At 73.5% G+C, this 15,250-nt stretch carries 13 protein-coding genes; 3 read left to right on the top strand and 10 right to left on the bottom strand.

The genetic code is table 11. The annotated features are described in order from the left end of the window. Positions 1-11 precede the first annotated feature (11 nt). A complete protein-coding gene (locus HDA31_RS01830; RefSeq protein ID WP_178067843.1) occupies positions 12-644 on the top strand; it encodes a potassium channel family protein in 633 nt (210 codons plus the stop codon). A gap of 6 nt (positions 645-650) precedes the next feature. Here HDA31_RS01830 and HDA31_RS01825 read toward each other — a convergent pair whose 3' ends face one another. From HDA31_RS01825 to HDA31_RS01795, 7 genes are all read right to left on the bottom strand, one after another. After that, positions 651-2,336, bottom strand: coding sequence for a serine/threonine-protein kinase (locus HDA31_RS01825; protein ID WP_178066487.1), 1,686 nt, complete (start codon positions 2,334-2,336; stop codon positions 651-653). A 70-nt stretch (positions 2,337-2,406) separates the two neighbouring features. Next, positions 2,407-3,981, bottom strand: coding sequence for a fused MFS/spermidine synthase (locus tag HDA31_RS01820; protein ID WP_178066488.1), 1,575 nt, complete (start codon positions 3,979-3,981; stop codon positions 2,407-2,409). 36 nt (positions 3,982-4,017) lie between these two features. Beyond that, entirely contained in the window at positions 4,018-5,031 is a 1,014-nt protein-coding gene (locus HDA31_RS01815) for a coiled-coil domain-containing protein (protein ID WP_074472833.1), read from the bottom strand. Between the two features lie 145 nt (positions 5,032-5,176). After that, positions 5,177-5,995: an inositol monophosphatase family protein gene (locus tag HDA31_RS01810; protein ID WP_074472457.1), complete on the bottom strand. Its 819-nt coding sequence runs from the start codon at positions 5,993-5,995 to the stop codon at positions 5,177-5,179. Continuing rightward, positions 5,988-6,440, bottom strand: a complete 453-nt coding sequence (locus HDA31_RS01805; RefSeq protein WP_178066489.1) for a response regulator — start codon at positions 6,438-6,440, stop codon at positions 5,988-5,990. The genes HDA31_RS01810 and HDA31_RS01805 overlap by 8 nt, the downstream gene beginning before the upstream one ends. After that, positions 6,437-8,254, bottom strand: coding sequence for a sensor histidine kinase (locus tag HDA31_RS01800; protein ID WP_246384159.1), 1,818 nt, complete (start codon positions 8,252-8,254; stop codon positions 6,437-6,439). The genes HDA31_RS01805 and HDA31_RS01800 overlap by 4 nt, the downstream gene beginning before the upstream one ends. Then, the gene (locus tag HDA31_RS01795; protein ID WP_178066491.1) at positions 8,251-9,456 is read right to left on the bottom strand and encodes a PP2C family protein-serine/threonine phosphatase; all 1,206 of its coding nucleotides are present in this window, start codon (positions 9,454-9,456) and stop codon (positions 8,251-8,253) included. The genes HDA31_RS01800 and HDA31_RS01795 overlap by 4 nt, the downstream gene beginning before the upstream one ends. 339 nt (positions 9,457-9,795) lie before the next feature. Between HDA31_RS01795 and HDA31_RS01790 the strand changes: the two genes are divergently transcribed. Both HDA31_RS01790 and HDA31_RS01785 read left to right on the top strand, forming a co-directional pair. Then, the gene (locus tag HDA31_RS01790; protein WP_178066492.1) at positions 9,796-12,177 is read left to right on the top strand and encodes a M28 family peptidase; all 2,382 of its coding nucleotides are present in this window, start codon (positions 9,796-9,798) and stop codon (positions 12,175-12,177) included. Positions 12,178-12,321: 144 nt separating this feature from the next. Beyond that, positions 12,322-12,966, top strand: coding sequence for a class I SAM-dependent methyltransferase (locus tag HDA31_RS01785; RefSeq protein WP_178066493.1), 645 nt, complete (start codon positions 12,322-12,324; stop codon positions 12,964-12,966). 225 nt (positions 12,967-13,191) lie between these two features. Here HDA31_RS01785 and HDA31_RS01780 read toward each other — a convergent pair whose 3' ends face one another. The 3 genes from HDA31_RS01780 to HDA31_RS01770 form a co-directional block, all read right to left on the bottom strand. Then, positions 13,192-13,833, bottom strand: a complete 642-nt coding sequence (locus tag HDA31_RS01780) for a hypothetical protein (RefSeq protein WP_178066494.1) — start codon at positions 13,831-13,833, stop codon at positions 13,192-13,194. 506 nt (positions 13,834-14,339) lie between these two features. Next, positions 14,340-14,594: a Smr/MutS family protein gene (locus tag HDA31_RS01775; protein ID WP_030329768.1), complete on the bottom strand. Its 255-nt coding sequence runs from the start codon at positions 14,592-14,594 to the stop codon at positions 14,340-14,342. Between the two features lie 128 nt (positions 14,595-14,722). Next, positions 14,723-15,091 carry a tetratricopeptide repeat protein gene (locus HDA31_RS01770; RefSeq protein ID WP_074472452.1) on the bottom strand — a complete coding sequence of 123 codons (369 nt, stop codon included), beginning with the start codon at positions 15,089-15,091 and terminating at the stop codon, positions 14,723-14,725. Positions 15,092-15,250: the final 159 nt, after the last annotated feature.

The raw sequence follows: 15,250 nt of genomic DNA, 5'->3' as shown, positions 1-15,250 counted from the left end.
GGGGCGTCGCGGTGATCGGGCTGGGCCGGTTCGGCTGCCACCTGGCCAGCTCACTGACCCAGCTCGGCCACGAGGTGCTGGCCATCGACCGCAGCGGCGAACGGGTGCAGCGCTGGTCGCCGTACCTGGACCGGGTGGTGCAGGCCGACGCGACCGAGGAGGGGGCGCTGCGGCAGCTCGGCGTGACGGACTTCCCGCGCGTGGTCGTGGCGATCGGCGCGTCCGTGGAGGCGAGCGTGCTGACCGTCCTCGGGCTGGCCGAGCTGGGCGTGCCGGAGATCTGGGCGCGGGCCACCTCGGACAAGCACGCGAAGATCCTCGGCTCGGTCGGCGCCCGCCACGTGATCTTCCCGGAGGCGGAGACCGGCGAGCGGGTGGCGCACCTGATCATCAGCAAGATGCTCGACTTCATCGAGTTCGGCGACGACTTCGCCATCGCCAAGGTGCGGGTGCCGGACGCGCTGGTCGGGCGACCGCTGCGCGAGCTGGCCCCGGCGGACCGCTACGGGGTGATGGTGGTCGGGGCGAAGCTGCCCGGCGAGCGGTTCCGGTACGCCGACCCGGGCACCGTCCTCACCCCCGGCAGCGTGCTGATCGTGGAGGGCAGCATCGCCCAGGTGCAGCGCTTCGCCGAGCTGAGCTGAGCCGAGCTACTTGCCCTTGCCGGACGGGCCGGGCTTGCGGGGCGGAGCGGGCTTGTCGGGCGGGCCGGGCTTCGGTGGCTTGTCCGGCTGGGCCTTCGCGCCGCCGCCCGCGCCGCTGTTCCCACCGCCGGGGCCGCCGGCCTTCGCGACCGTGGCCTTCTTCGTGGCGGGCTTCGCCGGGGCCTTCGTCGGCTTGGCGGTCGGCTTGACGGTGGGCACGGTCCCGGCGACGCCGGAGACGCGTACCCGGCACTCGGCGTCGCCGAGGCGGAACTCCAGCGGCAGCGGGTTCGTGCCGGTGTACCGGCCGGTCAGGGCGACCTTGCGGGCCGCTCCGGGTGCCAGCGCGGGCTGCCCGGCGGCGGGACGCACCTCGACCGTGCGCCCCTGCTGGCGTACCGCCGGGTCGGTCTTCGTCACGGTCTGCTGGCCGGGGAACGCGAAGCTCATCGTCCAGTCGCGCAGCTCCCGTTCGGAGGTGTTGGTGAGGGTCAGCTCGGCGGTGAAGTCCTTCCCGGAGTCCTTGCGCAGCGCGTAGTCGACGGCGCAGGGCGGCGGCCCGGTCAGCCCCATCCGGGCCTCGATGGGCCGGTCGATGCCGCCGCTGGCCGGGCTGCGGGACGTCAGCCCCCACATCGTCGCGGTCACCGCCACCAGGCCGGCCGCCGCCACCCCCGCCTCGACCCGCCGCCGCCGGACCACCGCCCGCCGGGTGCGGGTGCGGCCCGGGAAGGGCAGCGCGCCGGTCTCCGTCGACCAGGGCAGGATCGTGGTGCCGGCGTTGGCGAGCACGTCCGGGTCGAGCCGGGCCGGGTCGCCGCCGGACGGCGCGGACGGCACCGTGACCGTGGCGAGCATCCCGGCGGCCCCGGCGAGGGTGCGGGCCACCTCGGCGGTCACCGGCCGGTCCTCGGGGCGCTTGGCCAGGCAGCGGTGCACCAGCCCGGCCACCTCGGCGGGCAGCCCCGACACGTCCGGCATCGGCTCGGGCTCGGCGTACATGTGGGCGCGCAGCATCTGGGTGGTGGTGCTCGCCTGCCACGGCAGCCGGCCGGTGAGCATCCGGTAGAGCAGCAGGCCGAGGGCGTACACGTCGGTGGCCGGGGAGACCTGGCCGTTGTCCAGCCGCTCCGGGGCCAGGTAGGCGGGGGTGCCGAGCAGCGTGCCGTCCGCGCCCTTCTCGCTCTCCCCGGCCAGCGCCGAGATGCCGAAGTCGACGACCTTCACGCCGGTGGAGGTGAGCATGACGTTGCCCGGGGTCACGTCGCGGTGCACCACCCCCCGGGCGTGGGCGGTGGCCAGCGCCGAGGTCACCTCCGCGCCGATGGTCACGGCCTCCCGCCAGGGCAGCGTCCCGTCGCGGCCGAGCCGGGCGCTCAGCGGCCCGCCGTCGACCAGCTCCATGACGACGTACGGGACGGTCAGCCCGACCTGCTCGGACTCGCCGTAGTCGTACACGTTGGTGATGTTGGGGTGGCAGAGCCGGGCGGCGGCCTGGGCCTCGGCGCGGAGCCGGTGCCGGAACGCCCGGTCGCTGGCCAGCCGGGAGGCGAGCACCTTCACCGCGACCTGCCGGCCCAGCACCTCGTCGTAGCCGCGCCACACGACGGACATGCCGCCCGCGCCGAGCTGCTCGACGAGCCGGTAGCGCTCACCGAGGAGCTGCGCGCCGTTACGGACCGCTCCACCCATGGTCGGAGGTTTTGCCCGACCCGCGCCGTCCTAACCCCGCACGGTCAGAATCGGTCAGGGTTTCACCCTTTCAGGCGGTCGCGAGCAGTTGGTCCACGGGCGCGTAGTCGTCGGTGAGCACCAGCGCGTCGCCGACGAAGGACGCCAGCACGTCGCCGGCGAGCACGATCGCCGCCTCGGGCAGCGCGTTGATCCGCTGCGCGAGCGGGGCCAGCGGCAGCGGCTCGTCGGAGGCGACGATGAGGAAGTTCGCGCCGGTCCGGCCGGCGACCGCGTCGGGCGGGGCGACCAGGGCGACGTGCCGGAACGCGGCGGCGACGGTGGCCACCTCGCTGCGGACGAACCGGCCGGGCGGGTAGTCGATGACGTTCTGCACGTAGATCCCGCCGGGGCGCAGCACCCGGTTGATCCCGGCGGCCATCTCCCGGGTGGCCAGGTGCCACGGCACCACGAGGTGCCCGAACGCGTCGCCGACCACCAGGTCACGGCTGTCGGCGGGCTCCGCGTCGAGCAGCACCCGGGCGTCGCCGGCCTCGATGCGCAGGTCCGGCCCGGGGCGCACGCCCAGCTCCCGGCGGTCCAGCTCGACGAGGCCGCCGTCGATCTCGAAGACCGCGTTGTCGGTGCCGGGCCGGGTGGCGGTCAGGTAGCGCGGCACGGTGAAGCCGCCGCCGCCCAGGTGCAGGGCGTCCAGCCGTTGCCCGGCGGGGGCGGCCACGTCGGCCGCCGCGCCGATCCACTGCGTGTACGCGTACTCCAGGTGGGTGGGGTCGGCCAGGTCGACGTACGAGTGCTGGGCGGAGTTGAGCAGCAGCGTGCGCCCGGACGGCCGGCCGGGATCGGTCTCCACCGACGCGCAGTGGTACGCCGTCTCCACGTCGCACGGGTTCGGGGCGACGGTGGTCAGCCCCGCCCCGGCCAGCCCGAGCACCGCGAGGACGGCCTTCGTCCGGACCGGGCCGGGCAGCCCCGTCCCCGCCCCGGCCAGCCCCGCCCGCCCCTGCCGGTGCAGGTACGCGCCGAGCCCCAGCCCGGTGCCGCCGAGCAGCACGGCGAGGGCGAGCAGGATGACGCTGCTGGGCAGCGCCGCGACGAGCACGAAGCCGGTCAGCAGGGTGGCCGTGATGCCGCCCAGCGTGCCGACGCCGGAGAGCCGGCCGACGACCTGCCCGGTGCGGCGCAGGTCGGCGAGCTGGAGCTTCACCACGAGCGGGGTGACCGCCGCGAGCAGCGCCGCCGGCACGAACACGGCAAGCGCGGTGAGCAGCAGCACGGCGCTGGCCGCCCCGCCGCGCAGCACCTCGCCCGCGTACCGGACGACGGGGAGGGTGACGGCGGTGGCGATGCCGGCCAGCACCAGCGCCGGGGCGATCAGGGCGCGCGGGTCCCGCCGGTCGGCCAGCCACCCGCCGGTCCACGCCCCGTACGCGATCGCGCCCAGCGCGATGCCGATGACGGAGCTGGTCACTTCGAGGGTGACCCCGACGTAGGGGCCGACGAGGCGCAGCGCGACGGTCTCCAGCACGAGCACCGCCCCGCTGGAGAAGAAGACCAGGAACGCGGCGAGCCCGTTGGGCAGGGCGCGGGCGTCAGGCGGCGCGGGCCGCGCCGGCGCGACGGCGGCGGACGACGATGAGCTGCTCACCGTCGCGATGGTACGCAGCGAAGCTGGGTCCCCGGGTCAGTACATCGAGAGATGAACATGGTTCGTGTGGTCGGCGGCGGGGCTGCCGCTGCCGCTGTACGCCCGCCACCCGGTGTTCGGCATCCAGATCTGCCGGTACCAGATCACGTAGAGCACGCCGAGACGGCTGGCGTTGTTCTTGAAGTAGTTGGCCAGGCTGTCGCCGTACGCCTTGTCGCCGCCGGTGGCCGTCTCGTCCTTGAAGCCGTTGGTGGCGGCGGAGAAGTCGCAGGCCCGGCCCTTGGGGTGCTCGCCGCTGCCGCCGCTGCGGTAGCAGGAGACGTACCGCTTGTAGCCGGCGGCCTTGGCCTGCTGGAGGGCGTGCAGGGTGCGTGGGGTGATGCAGCCGGAGGTGGTCGGGTCGTTGACCGAGCAGGACTCGGACGGCCAACTGCCGTCGGAGTTGCGCGGGGCCGGCTTGGCCGAGGCGGAACCGCCGCCGAACCCGGAGCCGCCGCCGGAGCTGACCGCCGCGAGCGCCGTCTCGGCCTCCCGCTTCTTCTTGGCCAGCGCCGCGAGTTGCTTCTGCTGCTCCCGCACCTCCGCGTCGATGGCGATCTTGGCGCGGTTCGCCTCGTCCCGGGTGTCGATCAGCTCGCGCAGCCGGCGGCTGTCCCGCTGGGCCATCACGTCCAGCTCGGCGGCGCGGTTGAGGAACGCCTCCGGGGAGACCGACTGGATGAGCAGCGCCGGCGCGGTCATCCGCCCCAGCCGGTAGGACTGCGCGGCCACCTCGCCGACCTGTGCGGTCAGCCCCGCCAGCCGGGTCTCGACGGTCTTGAGCTGGGCGGTGAGCAGCTGCTGCCGGCGCTTGGAGTTGTCGAGCTTCGCCTTGGCCTCGATGTGCCCCTTGGCCGCGGACTCCAGCGCCTCGCGCAGCTTCTTCGTGCCGCCCTCGTTGGGTTCGGCGGCGGCCGGCCCGGCGCCCACGCCGAGCAGCAGCGCCACGGCGACGAGCAGCACGGTCAGCGGCCCCCGGCCGCGACGCCGGATGAGGCTGGTCCTGGGCACGTCGGCGTCCCTTCCCTCGACCACCGGCTCCCGGTGGCGCGCGGCGGCCCCCACCGGCGCCGGGCGGCGGCCCGCTGGCGGAGACCGCCGGTCAGGATACCGGACCGGGCGGCGGCGGACGCCCCGCCGGATGCTCCCACGGATGTCAGTCGAGGATCAACGCCTCGCGGGCCTCGGCCCACACCCGCTCGTTCACGGCGACCAGCAGCCCCGACGCGTCCTCGGCCGGGTGGTAGTCGCTGCCGTCGAACCGGCGGGCCACCCCGCCGGCCTCGCGGACCAGCAGCGCCCCGGGGGCGTGGTCCCACGGCAGGGTGCGCCAGAAGAGCACGAACTGCTGCTCGCCGACGAGCAGGTCGAGGTATTCCCGACCGGCGCAGTGCTGGCCGGGCAGCAGCGCGCCGATGCGCTCCCCGCCGGCCTCGGCGCGCCGCCGCAGCTTCGGTGGCAGGAACTGGGTCATCGCGGTGCCGCGCAGCTCGCCCGGTGGCGGCACCGCGTCGCCGACGCGCACCGGCGCGCCGTTCACCGTCGTGCCGTGGCCCGCGCGGGCGACGGCCAGCGTCCCGCCCAGCGGGTCGAGCACCCACGCGCCGACCTGCTCGCCGCCGGTCAGCAGCGCCACCATCAGCGCGAACGGGCGCCGGCCGGCGGCGAAGTTGGCGGTGCCGTCGACGGGGTCGACCAGCCAGACGTCCCCGCCGTCGCGCAGGTGCCCGAGCAGGGCCGGGTCGTCGGCGACCGCCTCCTCGCCGACCACCACCGAGCCGGGGCGCAGCCGGCGCAGCGCGGCGCTGATCAGCTCCTCGGCCCGCTGGTCGGCGATGGTGACCAGGTCACCGGGGGCCTTCTCCGTCACGTCGCCGTCGTCGAGCTGCTGGAACAGGGGCAGCACGACGTCCGTCGCCGCCCGGTGCAGCAGCTCGGCGACGTCGTCGGTCAGGGTGTCGGTGAGGTCAGCCACGCGGCGGCAACTTCACCACGCTGACGAAGAACTCGTCGATCTGCCGGACCACCGCGATGAACCGCTCGAAGTCGACCGGCTTCGTGACGTACGCGTTCGCGTGCAGCTGGTAGCTGCGCAGGATGTCCTCGTCGGCCTGGGAGGTGGTCAGCACCACCACCGGGATGCGGCAGAGCTGCTCGTCCTGCTTTATCTCCTCCAGCACCTCCCGGCCGTCCCGGCGGGGCAGGTTCAGGTCGAGCAGGACCAGGTCCGGTGTCACCGCGTCCGCGTACTTGCCCTCGCGGCGCAGGTAGGCCAGGGCCTCCGCGCCGTCGGAGACGACGGTCAGCCGGTTGCGGAGCTTGTGCTCCTCGAACGCCTCCTGGGTCATCAGGACGTCGCCGGGGTCGTCCTCGACCAGCAGGACCTCGATCGGGCTCTTGCCGTCCGCGGGCGCGGTCATCCCACCGCCTCCTTCGTGCCGTCGCTGTCCGGGGTCCCGCCGGTCCCCTCCGCCCGCGCGCCGCGTGGGCGGGGCAGTTCCACCCGCACCCCGCCGTCGCCGGCCGGCGCGTCGTCCGCCGCCGGGTCGGTGCCGGCCGCCGCGGCGTCCGCCGCCGACCCACCGGCCGCCGGACCGTCGTCCGCCGTCGCCGCGTCGCCCGTCGCCGCGTCGCCCGTCGCGTCGTCGGCGGCCGGCTGCTCGGCGCCCCGCGCGGCGGCCGCCACGTCCTCGGGCAGCGCCGGGAGGGTGAACCGGATCGCGGTGCCCTCGGCGGTGTCGGTGTCCACCCAGACCCGGCCGCCGTGGTATTCGACGATCTTCTTGACGATCGCCAGCCCGATGCCGGTGCCCGGGTACGCGTCCTTGGAGTGCAGCCGCTGGAAGATCACGAAGATCTTGTCCGCGAACTCCGGCTCGATGCCGATGCCGTTGTCCTGGCAGCTGATCTCCCACTCGTCGCCCACCAGCCGCGCGGAGACGTGCACCCTCGGCGGCACGTCCGGGCGGCGGAACTTGATCGAGTTGCTGACCAGGTTGGCCAGCAGGTTCGTCAGCAGGGGCTCCTCGCCCCGGATCGTCGGCAGCGCGTCCCAGGTCAGCTCGCCGTCGGCGTACTGCCGGGCGGCCTCGGTCTGCCCCGCCACGTCGCCCATCACGTCGTTGAGGTTGACCTCGGTGAAGCCCGTCGTGAGCCGCCCGATCCGGGAGAACGCCAGCAGGTCGTTGATGAGCCGCTGCATCCGCTGCGCGCCGTCCACGGCGAACGCGATGTACTGGTCGGCGCGCTCGTCGAGCTGCCCCGCGTACCGGCGCTGGAGGAGCTGGCAGAAGCTGGCCACCTTGCGCAGCGGCTCCTGCAGGTCGTGCGAGGCGACGTACGCGAACTGCTCCAGGTCGCGGTTGGACCGGACCAGTTCCTCCGCCTGCTTCTGGAGCTGGCTGTTGACCCACTCGATGCGTTCCCGGGCCTCCCGGACCTCGGTCAGGTCCTTGGCGATCTTCTGGCGCATCGCGTCCACGTCGTCGGCGAGCCGCAGGAACTCCGGCGGACCCGACCCGGTGATGCGGTGCTGGAAGTCGCCCTTGGCCACCTCGCGGACCTGCTCGGCCAGGCCCGTCAGCGGCCGGACCACCATCCGCTCCAGCGAGATCAGCAGCACCGCGCCGGCCACCGCCACCACCATCGCCGCCCCGACCAGCAGCAGCACCAGCATGCTGCTGGTGCGGTAGATGTTGTCGGCGCCCTTCTCGCGCTCGACGAGGATGCCCTCCTGGAGCTGGCTCACCGAGGTGCGGATGACGTCGAAGCGCTGCCGGGACTCCTCCGTGATCAGCGCCCGCCCGGCGGTGGTGCCCTGCTCCTCGGTGGTCCGGATCACCGGCTCGGCGACCGTGCTGCGCCACCGGCCGGCCTCCGCCTCGACCCCGTCGAGCTGGCGGCCCAGCGCCGGGTAGACGCCGATCAGGCCGCGCATGCTGCGGTAGAGCTGCTGCTCGCGCTCCCCGCCCTGGACGTACGGTTCGAGGTCCCGGCGGTCGCCGGTCAGCGCGTACCCCCGGATCGCCGTCTCCTGGTCGACCAGCACGCTGAGCAGCTCCTGCGACTGGGCGCGCAGCGGGCCGGTGCGGTCCAGCACCGAGTGGGTGTAGTCGCGGTTCTTCGCGGCCACGGCGATCTCCACCGCCACCGACGCGCCCAGCAGCACGCCCACGACGGTGAGCAGCGCGACGACCCGGCGGCGCAGGGTCCAGCCGGCGGCAGGTGCCGTCACCGGCCACCGCCCCGGGTGACCAGGAGCATGGCGACGTCGTCGGCGAGCGGGCCGCCGTTGATCTGCTCGGCCCGCCCGACCAGCCACGCCGGCAGCTCGGCCAGCGGCACGGCGAGATTGTCCCGGTCGCTGAGCAGCTCGGTCAGGCCGGGGACGTCGAGCCGCTCGTCGCCGTCGCCGACCCGCCCCTCGATCAGGCCGTCGGTGTACATCAACAGGGACCAGTCATCGGTGTCGAACTCCAGGTCGAAGGCCACGGGACGGCGGGGACGGACGCCCAGCAGCAGGCCGCCCGGCGCCGGCACGGGCGCGACCTTGCCCCGGGACAGCAGCAGCGGCGGCGGATGCCCCGCGAGGCGCACCGTGGCGGCGTTGCCGGCCAGGTCGAGCCGGGCGGTGGCCACGGTGGCGAAGATCTCCTGGAGCCGGCGCTCGCTCATCAGCACCTGCTCCAGGGCCGGCAGCACCTCGTCGTCGGGCACCCCGGCCAGCACGAGCGCCCGCCACGCCACCCGCAGCTCCACCCCCAGCGCGGCCTCGTCCACGCCGTGCCCGCAGACGTCGCCGACGATCAGGTCCACCCGGTCCGGGCGGGTCTGCACCACGTCGTAGAAGTCGCCACCGATCAGCGCCGCGTGCCGGCCGGGCCGGTAGAACGTGTGCACCGCGACCTCGTCGGTCGACATCAGCGGCTGGGGCAGCAGGCCGCGCTCCAACCGGGCCGACTCCGCCTGGCGCAGCTCCACCTCGCGCAGCCGCCGCGCGTTGACGTCGGCCCGCTTGCGCTCCACCGCGTAGCGCAGCGCCCGGGTCAGCAGCACCCCGTCGACCTGGCCCTTGACCAGGTAGTCCTGCGCGCCCTCGGCGACCGCGACGATGCCCAGGTGCTCGTCGGAGCGCCCGGTCAGCACGCAGACCGCGGCGCCGCTGGACATCTCCAGCACCTGACGCAGCCCGTCCAGCCCCTGCGCGTCGGGCAGGCCGAGGTCGAGCAGCACGCAGTCGACGCCCGTCACCCGCTGCCGCGCCTCGCTCAGGCTGGTCGCGACGAGCAGGTCGATCGACGAGTTGGTCTCGGCGAGCAGCTCGCCGACCAGGAAGGCGTCGCCCTCGTCGTCCTCGACCAGCAGCACCCGCAGCCGCTCGCCGGGCGGCAGCACCGGGTGCCCCAGGCCGCCGCCGGCCGGGAACGCCCGGGGCACGACGGAGGAACCGGCGGGACCGGCCCCCCGGGGCGACCGCGTCACCGCACCGGGACGCGGGAGATCGCTGGTGATGTCGGGCTCCTTCCGAGTGCCCTGCTGATCCTGTATTAGACAACGCTCCCACACAACACGACGGGCCCGGCACGGCCGGGTCGCCGCCGGTCGTCCTCGGTGGCGACGACGGCCGCCCCGGGTGGGGACAAAGGGAACAAGTGCCCCGAGGGGAACCGACCTCTGCCCCGGGGAGTCCCGCCGCGGGCACCGGCGGTGCAGGATGGTGCCCACCCCTGGCCCACCACCCCGAGGCCCGGCCCGGCCCCACCCCGAGGAGTCACCGTGGGCGCACCGCCCCCCACCCGCGCCGCCGACCGGGCGCTGGCCCGCCCCCGCCGCCGCCCGCTCGCCGCCCTCGCCGCGCTCGCCGCCCTGCTCGCCGTGGGCGGCACCGTCGCCTACGACCTGGACACCCCCGCCCCGCGCCCCGCCGACGCCCCCGCCGACGAGTTCAGCGCCGCGCGGGCGTACCGGAACGTGGAGACGATCGCGGCCCGGCCGCACCCGGCCGGCAGCCCGGCCAACGACCAGGTCCGCGCCCACCTGGAGGGGGTGCTGCGCGGCCTCGGGCTGGAGACCACGGTGCAGGACACCGTCGCCCGGGAGGCCGGCCAGCTCAGCGGGGCCGCCGCCGGGTCGACCCTGGCCCGGGTCCGCAACGTCGTCGCCCGGCTGCCCGGCACCGACCCCACCGGCAAGGTGTTCCTGGTCGCCCACTACGACTCGGTGCAGTCCGGCCCCGGCGGCAACGACGACGCCGCCGGCACCTCCACCATCCTGGAGGTGGCCCGCGCGCTGGCCGCCGGCCCCCGCCCCCGCAACGACGTCGTGTTCGTGCTCACCGACGCCGAGGAGGCGTGCCTGTGCGGGGCGTCGGCCTTCGCCGCCGACCACCCGCTCGCCGCCGACGGCGGGGTCGTGCTCAACCTGGAGGCGCGCGGCTCGACCGGCCCGGTGATCATGTTCGAGACGTCCCGGGACAACGCGAAGCTCGTCGACGTGTTCGGCCGGGCCGCCCCGCACCCCGTCGGCACCTCCTTCGCCGTGGAGATCTACCGGGCGCTGCCCAACGACACCGACTTCACCGCGTTCCTCGACCGGGCCGGCTTCGTCGGGCTCAACTCCGCCTACATCGACGGCGGGGCGGTCTACCACACGCCGTTGGACACCCCGGCCGCGATGGACCGGGCCAGCCTCCAGCAGCACGGCGACAACGCGCTCGGCCTCGCCCGCGAGTTCGGCCGCGCCGACCTCAAGGCCCTCGACGCCGGCCACGACGCCACCTACTTCCCCGTCCCCGGCGGGCTGGCCCGCTACCCCGGCTGGCTGGTCCTGCCGCTGGCCGTGGCCGCCCTGCTGGCCGTGGCCGCGCTCGGCTGGCTCGCCCGGCGGCGGGGCCGCACCACGTACGGGCGGCTCGCCGCCGGGTTCGCGCTGGGCCTGGCGCCGATCGTCGTCGCGCCGCTGGGCGCGCAGTTGCTCTGGGCGGGCGTCACCGCCGTCCGGCCCGGCTACGCCGAGCTGCTCGACCCGTACCGGCCCACCTGGTACCGCCTCGCCGTGGTGGCGCTCGCCGCCGCGACCCTGTTCACCTGGTACGCGCTGACCCGCCGCCGGGTCGGCCCCGCCGCCCTCGCGATCGGCGGGCTGGGCTGGCTGGCCGTACTCGGGATCGTGCTCGCGGTACTGGTGCCCGGCGGGGCGTACCTGACGACCCTGCCCGCCCTGGCCGGCGCGGCGGCCGGGCTGACCGCGCTCGCCGTGCGGATCGACGGCCCGTGGCCCGTGCTCGCGGCGACCCTGGCGGGGGCGGTGGCCGTGGTGATCCTGCTGCCGACCGTGGTCCTGCTGTTCCCGGCGCTCGGCATGGCGATGGGCGGCGTCGCCGCGCTGTTCGCGGTGCTGCTCGGGCTGGCCGCGCTGCCCGTGGTGGACCTGCTGCACCCCGAGGCCGGCGGCCAGCGCGGCCTGGCCGCCGCCCGCGCCCGCCGCGCCGGCGCGCTCCCGGCCGTCGCCGCCGGGCTCGCGGCGGCGGCGTTCGCCGGGGTCGGGCTCGCCGTCGACCGGTTCGACGCCGCCCACCCCGTGCCCACCCACCTGATGTACGCCCTCGACGCCGGCACCGGGCAGGCCCGCTGGCTCAGCCACGAGACCGACCCCCAGCCCTGGACGGGTCAGTTCGTCGGCGGCGCGGCGTCGGTCGCCGACTTCCCCGGGCTCGGCGACACCGAGCTGCGCTCCGGGCCGGCGCAGGCGGCGAACCTGCCCGCGCCGAAGCTGGAGGTCCTCGCCGACACCAGGTCCTCCGAACAGCGCACCGTACGGGTGCGGGTCACGCCGCAGCGGCCCGTGCGGCTGCTCACCCTGCACGTCGACGGGGCGACCGAGGTCGAGTCGGCGGTGGTGGCCGGCCGGGCGATCCCCGGCGGACGCGCCACCGGCACCCCCTGGGGCTTCGGGATCGTGTTCCACGCCCCGCCCCCGGAGGGGATCGAGGTCACCCTCGTGCTGGCCGGCGGCTCCGGGCCGGCGGCGCTGCGCGCGATGGACGCCAGCGACGGGCTGGACGGCGTCCCCGGGATCCGGCCCCGGCCGGCGGACGTCGGGGTGGTCGGCTCGCACAGCTCGGAGATGCTGGCGGTGGCCCGCACGTACCCGCTGTAGGCCCTGCCCTTGTTGCTGGTCGGGGTGGGGTTCGCCGGGGCCCGCCCGCTCCGGGCGGTCAGGCTTGATCCCTCCGCGGGCGGGCCCCGGCGAACCCCTGACGTCGTCCCGGTCCGTGCCGGCCGGCGGGCTACTGTGACCGGCGTGGTTGCTCAGGGGTGGCTCGTCGACACTCGGGTGTCCTACGACACGGTGGCGGAGAGCTATGCCGATCTGCTGCGAGACGCCCTCGCCACCGCGCCGTACGAGCGGGGGATCCTGGCGTTGTTCGCGGAGCTGGTGCGGGCCGGCGGCGCGGGACCGGTGGCGGACGTCGGCTGCGGACCTGGGCGGATCACCGCTCACCTGCACAGCCTCGGCGTCGACGCCTTCGGGATCGACCTCTCGCCCGCCATGATCGACCGCGCCCGGCGTGACCATCCCGGCCTGCGGTTCGAGGTCGGCTCCATGACCGACCTGAGCCTCACCGATTCCTCCGCCGCCGGTGTCCTCGCCTGGTTCTCCCTGATCCACGTTCCCGACGAGGAGGTCCCGGCGGTTCTCGGGCAGTTCCATCGGGTGCTGCGCCCCGGCGGCGTCCTGCTGCTCGGCTTCCACGTCGGCGACGGTTGCCGGCTCAAGACGAAAGGCTACGGTGGCCACCCGATGAAGGTGTACGTCCACCGGCGCCCGCCCGAACGGATCAGCGCCTGGATCCGCGACGCCGGCTTCGCCGTCGAGGCTCAGGTGCTGCACCAGCGGGACGAGAGCACGCAGGGCGCGTTCCTCTTCGCGCGGCATCAGCCGTAGCTGGGCAGTAGTCGTGCTTGGATGGCCCGCCACGGTCCGCACACCTCGCTTAGGACCATCAGCGCGGGAACTGCGAGGCAGCCTCGAACTGTCGGTGCGCCCCGATCGGACCTCCTCGGATCCTGGGGCCCTGAGAAAGGGGGTGTGGCCGACCGTGAAGGTCGACCACACCCCTTCCCGCACGTCGACTTCAAGAGCCTGCGCGGATCCAGCTAGACCATTGGATCATTCGACCCTGAATCCGAAATAGTCACTAAGCAGGGCGGCAATTGCGATGACAACGCCCATTCCCGAGGCGACGAGGCTGAGGCGGCTATGCGGCGACAGATACGGGCTTCCTTCGGGGGCCCGCTCAACGATGGTATCGATGAGATGGTGCTCCGGTAGAGCCGCGCTTGGCTCTCCACTCGTGAGTGCTTGCACGATAATTGAATGGCCGGGATGAATCAGGTCCGGCCCGATCATGATGCACTGCTCGCCCTGCGAGACGTCCGGTACCGCCGATATCTGCGGATCGGTCGACACCTCCAACAACTTGACGATCGGAACACCGAGCGCGAAGGTGATTGGCCTACCCCGGTCGAAGTCGTCACTCTTGATTGCCAGGCGACCAGAGTTTGCCACCCTGATCACGATAACGCAGGGATCTTTGATGGGCCTTCCATCGATCACCACCTCCATTTTTACGCCTGGTATCGACTCATGGTTGAGCAGCGGCGCTGGGGCGACAATGGAGACGGACAACCGCTTCCTCTGAGGTTGGGTTTGCCGGCGAGCGTAGAACGTGCTAAGTATGCTGGGAACCAGACTAATGGCCGTTATCACCATTCCTGATATGGCAACAACCAGGGCCATACTGTCGCTCAATCAGAACTCCTGAGGGGCGCGAACAAGGCTGCCGTAAGTCGACCTTGCCGTTAGCACAGCAAGGCAAATCTCTTGGTGAGAAGTGGAGGCAGATTTCGCGCGCTACTGGCGGAGCACCCAGCGAGCGTGGTTGCTTCTGGAGATCTTGTCCTGCGCGAAGCCGGAGGACAAGATGCTGTGGTCGGGCTCGCGGTACGCGAGGGTAATGAATGCCATAAGGCAGTCTAAGGGCCCTTGTAACAGGCGACACGCGAGGCTCGCCAATCCCCCGCATGTTGATCTTTGAATCGCGCCGAGGGATAGAACAAAGCGCTTCTAACGGACACCACCAGGCAGCCCCGACAAGGCTAGTGGCGGAAGTCACACTCCACCCGGCGGTCGCTGCCCTGTTTGCGCATCCTCCTACGCCCCGCCCCGCCGCGCCTCCCAGCCTGTTGGCAGCGGACCTCGTCCGCGCGCCCCGGAGCGGGTAGGGCCGCCCCGGTCAAGGCAGCGCCAGTCCGTGATCACTTCCAGCGGAAGTGGACGAAGAGGCGGCCGAAGTTCTTCGAGTCCTTCTCCACCCGGTGGTAGAGCTGCTTGACGTCCTTCTGGTCGAGGAACCGCAGCACCCGCTTCTTGAGCTGGCCGGAGCCCTTGCCGGGGATGATCTCGACGAGGGTGGCCTTCTTCGCCACCGCCTCGTCCATGATCCCCCGCAGCGCGCGGTCGATGTCGTGACCCTTGTTGAAGATCTCGTGCAGGTCCAGCTTGAGCTTCATCCCGCCTCCACCACCTGCGCGACTCCCATGGCAGCCCATGGTAGGCCCGCCGCACGGCGGATGGGGACACCCGGCCGGAGGCAGAGCGCGCCGGGGAGAGCGCGCCTTGCCCTCCCCCGGCGGCGCGGTCAGTGACCGCCGCTGACCCGGTTCTCCACCCGGCGCAGCGCGGTCGTGTAGTCGGTGTTCGTCGAGTACATCGCGGCGGCGATGCGCAGGTGCCGCAGCGCGTCCGTCGGGCGGTTCATCCGCTCCAGCGTCCGGCCCAGCACGTGGTGCGCGTAGTGGTCGCTCGGGTCGCGGTCGACCAGCTCGCGCAGCTGCTCCTCGGCGCGGTTGAGCTGCGCCGTCTGGAAGTAGGCGCGGGCCAGCAACTGCCGCACCGCGGAGTTGCCGGGCTCGGCCTCGACGATCGGCTCCAGCAGCCGCACCGCCCCGGACGCGTCACCCATCTCGAAGAACATGGTCGCCCGTCGGTAGTCCGCCAGAAGGTCCATCGACCCACCTCCTCGTCTCGCGCCGGCACCTGATCCGACGCTGGCACAACACCGGCCGGACCGCGAGTGTTCCGCCACAGGAAGTTGCGACCGGGCGAGGTGTTAGGAAGGGGCCCTTCCTATACAAAAGGCGTTAACAGGGTGCCCTTCCTTACGCGC

It is taken from the genome of Micromonospora carbonacea (assembly GCF_014205165.1).
GTDB lineage: Bacteria > Actinomycetota > Actinomycetes > Mycobacteriales > Micromonosporaceae > Micromonospora > Micromonospora carbonacea.
Note: the sequence above shows the minus strand (reverse complement) of the source record. Positions and strands in the feature narration are given on the sequence as shown.